This window comes from Lentzea kristufekii (genome assembly GCF_033949925.1).
GTDB classification, from domain to species: Bacteria; Actinomycetota; Actinomycetes; order Mycobacteriales; family Pseudonocardiaceae; genus Lentzea; species Lentzea kristufekii.
In genome coordinates, this window is record NZ_JAXAVV010000024.1 from 142,100 (window position 1) to 149,151 (window position 7,052).

At 62.0% G+C, this 7,052-nt stretch carries 4 protein-coding genes; 3 read left to right on the forward strand and 1 reads right to left on the reverse strand.

Translation table 11 applies throughout. The features are described 5' to 3' along the window. Positions 1–18: 18 nt before the first annotated feature. The 3 genes from SK571_RS36810 to SK571_RS36820 all read left to right on the forward strand — a co-directional run bounded on the left by SK571_RS36810 (position 19) and on the right by SK571_RS36820 (position 4,679). The gene (locus tag SK571_RS36810; protein ID WP_319988729.1) at positions 19–1,833 is read left to right on the forward strand and encodes an ATP-dependent nuclease; all 1,815 of its coding nucleotides are present in this window, start codon (positions 19–21) and stop codon (positions 1,831–1,833) included. Beyond that, positions 1,823–3,541: an ATP-dependent helicase gene (locus SK571_RS36815; protein ID WP_319988730.1), complete on the forward strand. Its 1,719-nt coding sequence runs from the start codon at positions 1,823–1,825 to the stop codon at positions 3,539–3,541. Before SK571_RS36810 ends, SK571_RS36815 begins: the two co-directional genes overlap by 11 nt. A gap of 484 nt (positions 3,542–4,025) precedes the next feature. After that, the gene (locus tag SK571_RS36820; protein ID WP_319988731.1) at positions 4,026–4,679 is read left to right on the forward strand and encodes a hypothetical protein; all 654 of its coding nucleotides are present in this window, start codon (positions 4,026–4,028) and stop codon (positions 4,677–4,679) included. Between the two features lie 50 nt (positions 4,680–4,729). Here the strand turns inward: SK571_RS36820 and SK571_RS36825 are convergent. Then, positions 4,730–7,052, reverse strand: a 2,323-nt coding sequence (locus SK571_RS36825; protein WP_319988732.1) for a tetratricopeptide repeat protein, incomplete at its 5' end; no start/stop codon positions are given.

The window sequence follows — 7,052 nt, forward strand, 5'->3', positions numbered from 1 at the left end:
GCCGGAGGTGCGGGCCACATGAAGGTCCGGCGCCTCACCCTCCATAACTTCCGCGGTGTCCAGAACGGCACGGTCCTGCTGGACGGCCACGCGCTGCTCGTCGGTCGAAACAGCGTTGGCAAGTCCACCATCTGTGAGGCGCTCGACCTGGTGCTGGGACCGGAGCGCCTCTTCCGACGCCCCGTGATCGACGAGTACGACTTCCACGCCGCTAAGTACCAGGAAGTCGAGGGCCGCTTGCCTGAGGTGCGGATCGAGGTGATCCTTACCGAACTGTCGCCCGAAGCTGAACGGCGTTTCAAGGGACGGCTTCGCCGCTGGTCGGCAGCTGCGCTCGACTTCGTCGACACCTCACCAGATGCCCTCGAAGTCGCAGACGAGGAAGGCGTGGAGTGGTGCCTGCCTGTCGTCTTCCTTGGCCGCTTCGATCCAGCAGACGACGATTTCGTCGCAGGCACGTTCTTCGCTCACCCGGAGGTTGTCACGGACGACCTCACTGACGAGGCACAGCAGCTGGGCGCGGGCTTGAAGCCGTTCACGCGGGAAGACAAGTGGCTGTGCGGGTTTCTGTACCTGCGCGCGAACCGCACAGGCAGCCGGGCGCTGAGCTTCCAACGCGGGTCACTGATCGACACGATTGTGCGACTGGAGTCGCGGACTGAGGGATCGCTCTGGGAGAAGGCTCTTCGCGACGTCGAGGCCGTGACGATCGCCGGCGAAGACTCGGGCTTTGCCAAGATTCGCACCGAGGTCCGCCAACGCGTCGATCGTTTCCTCAACCTGACCGACGACCCTAACGCCGTCGACCTTCAGGTGTCCGAGCTGACCAGAGAACACCTGCGCGAGGTGCTCCGGCTCTTCGTCTCAACCCAGCCCGGCGCTCACGGCGTCCCGTTCAACCGGTTGAGTACCGGCTCGCTCAACCTGCTGGTATTCGCCCTGCTGACCTACATCGCGGAGCTGAAGGGCGACGACTCGGTCATTTTCGCCATGGAGGAGCCCGAGATCGCGTTGCCTCCGCACGCCCAACGACGGCTGGTCGACTTTGTCGTCAAGCGGATGGGCCAGGTGATCGTCACATCGCACTCGCCTTACGTCATTGAGAAGTTCGACCCTGAACAGATCGTTGTGCTCTCGCGAGACGCGGCCGGCGCGCTGACGAGCACCAACGTGACCTTGCCTGACGATTTCAAGCGTAAAAAATACGGAGACAATCGGCGCCAGTTCGCCGAGGCTGTGCTCGCGCGAGCCGTTCTGGTCGTTGAGGGCGCGACCGAGGCCGCGGCCTTCCCGATCATCGCGGACGCACTCGACCAGGACAGCAGCGTTGACTACCAGCATCTTGACCTAGCCGGCGTCTCGATCTTCGACGCCGGAAACGATGCCTCGGTGCCGCTCTTCGCGCCCGTGTTCGCCGCGATGGGCAAACCGGTCTACGGCATACACGACACACCGACGTCCCCACTCAGCGCCGATGCGACCGCCAAGGCTGCGGACTTCACCAAATACGAGGTCATTCAGCACGCCGGCGTGGAAAAACTCCTCGTGACGGAGATCCCGGTCGAGGTACTGCGACGCTTCGCGAACAAGATCACCACGCGCCCGGACTACGTCCCGGAATGGGGAATCCTGGAGGAGGCGGCCGACGACGAGGCTGTACGTGACCACGTCTTCACGATCTTGAAGGGTCGTAAGGGTGCAGAGGGCTACACGCCCCTCCTGCTCGCCGAATGCTCGGGCATCGCTGAGCTGCCTGCGTCGATGGCTGAGTTCCTGCAGCAGATCGATGACGACCTGCGCCCGGACATTGCCGCTGAGCCCGATGGAACTTGACGGCACGCGCAAGGACATACTCGCCGCCACAGGACATCTTCTTGTGGAGGGTGGTCCTGGCTGTGGCAAGACCACCATTGCCCTGTTGAAGGCCCGCGAGGCAGTAGAGACTCTCGCTCCCGAACAACACGTGCTGTTCCTGAGCTTCTCGCGCGCCGCAGTCCGGCAGATCTCTGACCGCATGCGCGGCCTCCTTGACCACGCTGCACGGGACAGACTGGAGATCAGGACTTTCCACGCGTTCTTCCTCGACCTAGTGCGCAGTCATGGACGTCTGCTGACCGGCAAACCCTCGTCGTTCATCACTCCTGACCGCGAGGGACGGCTCAAGGCCGACTTCGTGGGTGACTGGAACGAGGAAACGCACCGTCTCGCCTGCGAGGAGGGCCGATATGTCTTCGACCGCCTCGCCGGGACCGCCGCAACCCTCCTCGAAGGGTGCACCGCAGTGCGGAGGCTGTACAGCGACACGTATCCCATGATCATCGTCGACGAGTTCCAAGACACCAACACGGACCAGTGGCGAGCCGTTCAAGCGCTCAGCGCGGACTCCAACATCGTCTGCCTGGCAGATCCCGATCAGAGGATCTTCGATCACATCCCAGGTGTCGACGAAACCCGTGTGCAGCAAGCCATCGAGTACCTGGAACCTCGTTCGTTCGACCTCTCGAAGGACAACCACCGCAGTCCAGGTGGCGGCCTGCTCGACTACGCCAACGCGATCCTGAGAAACGACGCGGCACAGCCCGTCCCCGACAACGTGAAGACCTACGTGTACCGATGGCCCGGCACGTGTGAAGTCCTTGTCCACCAGCTCCTTATCGCACTTCGAACTTACCTGGAGAAGTTGCTGGGTCGGACGCCGACGATCGCTGTAGTTGCCCCAGCCAACTCGCTCGTCGGAAGGATCTCCGAAGCGATCTCCACAGAGACTTCGACAGCCAAGAGCGTTCTTCCCGGCGTCGACCACGAGCTGAACTGGGACCCGGAACTTGCTGCTGCGGCCGGTTACGTCGTTGCTTCGATCATGGAGTGGCCTGGGCTGCAACGAGAGGCAGCGATCCCGAGAACGCTGAGTGCGATCGCGGACTTCTACCGTGTAAAGCTTGGCGGCGGCGTCGAGGGCGCGAGGTCAACGGTTCAAACGGTCGAGCGAGCGATCGAGGCGTTCGTGGACAGCAAGACGGTCCGTTCCAAGACGGCGAAGGCCCTCATCACCTCGTTCGACGCCGGAGTTGGTTTCGAAGGCGCGCCTGTGCTCGACTGGCAAGTAGCCCGCGCTTTGCTCCAGGGGTCTGCGGAACTTACAGAACTCTTCAATAAGGCTAGGCTGCTGCGCCTCTTCAAAGCTACGGACGCGTTGGCATGGGCATTGCTAGACGCCTGGAACGGCAGTCACGCCTACATCGACGCCGCGGCCACAGTCCAGCGTGTACTTGCCAACGAAGCGCTAGAAGCGTCCCAACAGGACCCTGCACCCGTGAGCTTGATGAGCATGCACAAGTCAAAGGGGAAAGAGTTCGATGGGGTGATCATCGTCGAAGGCGAGCACGGTGCACGGTTGTTGAACACTACGTGGGATAGCAAACGGGTGCAGGCCAATCGGCGACTGATTCGAGTCGCAATCACTCGTGCCCGTCACATGGTTCTTTTCGTGAGACCAACTAACGGTGCTCCGTTGACGGGCGACGTCTGGGCGGAGCAGTAGTCGGTCCGATGCCGTCCGTCATCGAGATGGCCTGATGAACCGTGTGGCATGACCCTGGCGAAGACCTGCAGATTGGCATGCCGTAGCAGGGCGGCGACCAGGGGCAGCTAGGTCATCCGAGAAGTATCGATAGAAGCTCCAGGGCGAACAAAAGTGGGGGTCGAGGGTTGGTTGCTAAGTCAAAATCGGAGCACAACGCCAGGCTCTCTGGCGGTGACTGGCCTCTCGTGCCATGGGCTTCGGGTGGCGTAGCCAGAGAACGGCGCGCAGGGATACTTCCAAATTTGACGCTGGCGAGATGCACGGATGCATCGAGCATCTCGACGGAGAGCCTCGCCCACTCGGACTTAGAGCGTGTGAGCTTGCACTCGAAGGGCACCGACTTACGGCGGGATTTCGCAGTCTATTCTTGTCGAGAGCGGTTCCTGTTGCGGGGGTCCTTGCGTTCCTCACCGTTGTGGTTGGTGTACCATTTGGTGTGGGGATGATTCGCGCCGCACTTTCAGATCCGAGCAAGGAACTCCTGACTCCTGTGCTGGTCACTTCTTACATGATCTTCCTGGTATTCACTTGGTTGTTCTTGGTGACGAGACAGCCCTCGAAGCTTCCCTTCTTTGCCGCCATCGCGCTCTCGCAGCGGATCATGAGGAGGTCTAGTAACGATGAGTACCGGTTAATTTACTGTGTGAACGCGGCTGGCAGGGCCGCGCGGTTGCTGTTCAAGGCACTGCAGGGGAAACGTCGAAATTGGGCAACTCCGCCTACGGTTGCCGATCGCGCTCTTATGATCGTCTACCCGCTGATAGATCTGGAGCTAAGTGACCTCGTAAATCCGCAGTCGATCAAGAAGGCATTGCTTGCATACGTAGACTTCCTGTACTACGCGGCGGGCTTAGTGGCGGCCGGTCGCTCGGACCTAATTCCAAGCTTGCGTGCATACTACGAGAGGGAGCACGCGCTCGCATGTCGCACGTCGTTGAGTCCAGACGGGAAGCTCGCTGAACGGGATACGCTATTTATCGACCCGATGCGCAACAATAGTCGTTGGATTGTGCTCAAGGACTACTTTTACCCGCTGGCGTCGTGGCTGAGTCTTGCCGTGTCAGTGTCAGCTCTTGTTGTCAGCATCACGAAATGAGTGGGGAAGCTCCGCGTCGAGGCTAACCTCGGCCATATTCACGGCCTCAATTACCCGTCTGTGGTAAATCCGAAGCGGCGCAACCTGTCGGACTCCTCGTTTAGTCCTCGAGCCTCAAGGGCCTTGAGCATGCAAAGGTACGACCGCGCTGTTCCTGCGCGCGATTCGGCGCGAAGCCCGTCGACGTCTCGCAGTGCAAGCAAGATTCCTGTGAGTTTGGAATCTGCTTGGCTGTCGCCAGCGTCGGCCTGCATACGGAGTTTGTCGAGTCCACCGTGCCGCGCGACGAAGTCGGTCAGGCTTGGGTTGCCGTCAACAGTGTCCGGTGCTGCAGCTGCTGCGGCGTACTGCGTGAGAACCGCGACTCCCTCGCTGACGTAGCCGCGGCGGCCCAGCAATTCCGCGAGCTCGAGCAGTACCCCGTTGCCGTGCACACGCAGGAAGGCGACAGTGGTGGCTGAATGTTCCATGCGCCGAAGGGCCTCTGCCAGAGCGGTTCCCGACTGGTTGTCCCCTGCATGAGCCCTGCTGTACAGCTCGTCGAACTGCCCTAGAGAGGCGAGTAGTCGAGGCAGGCTGCTGTACAGCGAGTCGGGGCGCTTCCTCTCGATGTCGACCAGAGTGTCGACTTGATCGAAATCTCCGTTGGCAGCATGGAGCTCGATCTCGACTTCCAGGGAGGGACTGAACTCCCATGGTGCCTCGCAGTCCAGGACCTCGTCGGCGCGGCCGTGTGCGCCTAGGAGCTGGGCGTGTCTGTCGATCGCCCAGGTGTCACCCCATGGGGACGACAGGATGAGCTCGCGGAGGAAGTCGATGGCCGCCTCGGGTTTTCCTTGGTCGACAAGGATTTGGATGACCTGCTCTCCGGCGAGGTCGTCCTCGTCTTTGGCGCGCTGGCGGAGTTCGTCAAGGCGGCCCAGTTTGGCAAGCAGGCTGGCTCGCAGAGAACCGAACAGTCGATCGGGATCCTCGTCGCAGTCGAAGAACCCATCTGGCAGCGCTTCCGCGGCTTCCTCGTAGCGGCCTTGTCCGGCAAGCACGTCCGCGATGACCCACGCGGCGTAGCGTTTTGTCTCCTGGTCTTCCAGCCATGGAGTGAGTACCTGGATGGCCTCATCAGGACGACCGTGCGCGTTGTAGATGTGCGCCAGTGCTTGATCTGCGTCGTAGTCGTTGAAAGAGCGCAACAGAGTGGCAGCTTCGTCCACGCGGCCTTGCCGGTCCCACATCTGGCTCAGGCGCCATGCCGCGGTCGCGAACCACGGGCGGCCGTCGACGATTCGCTGGTATGCCGTTTCGGCGTGACCGTAGAGGCCGCGTTCGTAGGCCCTGTGCGCCAGGCGGTACATGTCGTCGAGGTCATTCACGTGCTGTACAAGGCTCTCCCACGAGGTTGTGGGGATCGGCGACGTTCGGCGAACCTGCCGCGCGTGCTGGAACAAGAAGTCGGCGACCATGTATCCGGCGGTGTGTCCCATGCACTCGCCGGGAACAGGGCTTAGCGCGGCAGACGCGCCGTGCACCGGTTTCGTGGCGTAGTCGAGCGCGCGTTGCAGCCAATCAGCTGGAGCCGTCGCACGTTGCGCTGGGCTGAGATAGCCCGGCACGGCCGCCGCAATGACTTCCTTGGTGAGCATGGAAGTCACACCGAGGTTCCTGGCGTCGATGGCGAAGGTGAGTATCGCGTGGCTGTATGGGTCAGGTGTTTGTTCCCAGCGCCTGACCATCTCGGGACCCGCGGCCAGCACCTGGACGAGGCCGCCGTCGGAGCTGTTCAACGCGGCCCGAATCCGCGGGTCCTGTTCCGCCGCAGCATGGGCATCCTGGGTTTCCGTGGCGCTCAGGGCGTCGGCTACGTCGATCCGATGAGCCATCTTGAGCAGTTCGCGATCGCGGGCGTGGGTGTCTGTACCGTGGTCGAGACGCCGCGCGGTCCTGGTCTCGTATTCGTCTGGCCACAGCGTGCCGACCACGACGACTCCTGCACGGATCAGCGTCCTGAGCGAGCTTGCGGTCAGCCCGCTCTCGTCGCCGAGGTAGCGCTGCAGTTCGTCCAGCCACAGCACCGTTCGCACGGTCGGCGCGGCAGCGGCGATCTCTTCCGAGTTTGCAGGCTGGACCAACCACCAGTCAGGCATCACTGCGAGAACGGCTTCATACAACGTCCGCGTCTTGCCCACTGACGAGCCGCCGACCAGCAACAGGAAACATCCGCTCGCCATGCCGGCAGTCAGCTCGGCTCGAAGCGCGTTGTCGATTCGGCGGGGGACGTATGTCGTCAGCTCACCTGTGGATCCAGGCACCTGGATCGCCGCGTGTACGCCGATAAGCTGTGGTCGTGCGTCCTTCACTCGCGCCGCACGATCTGGT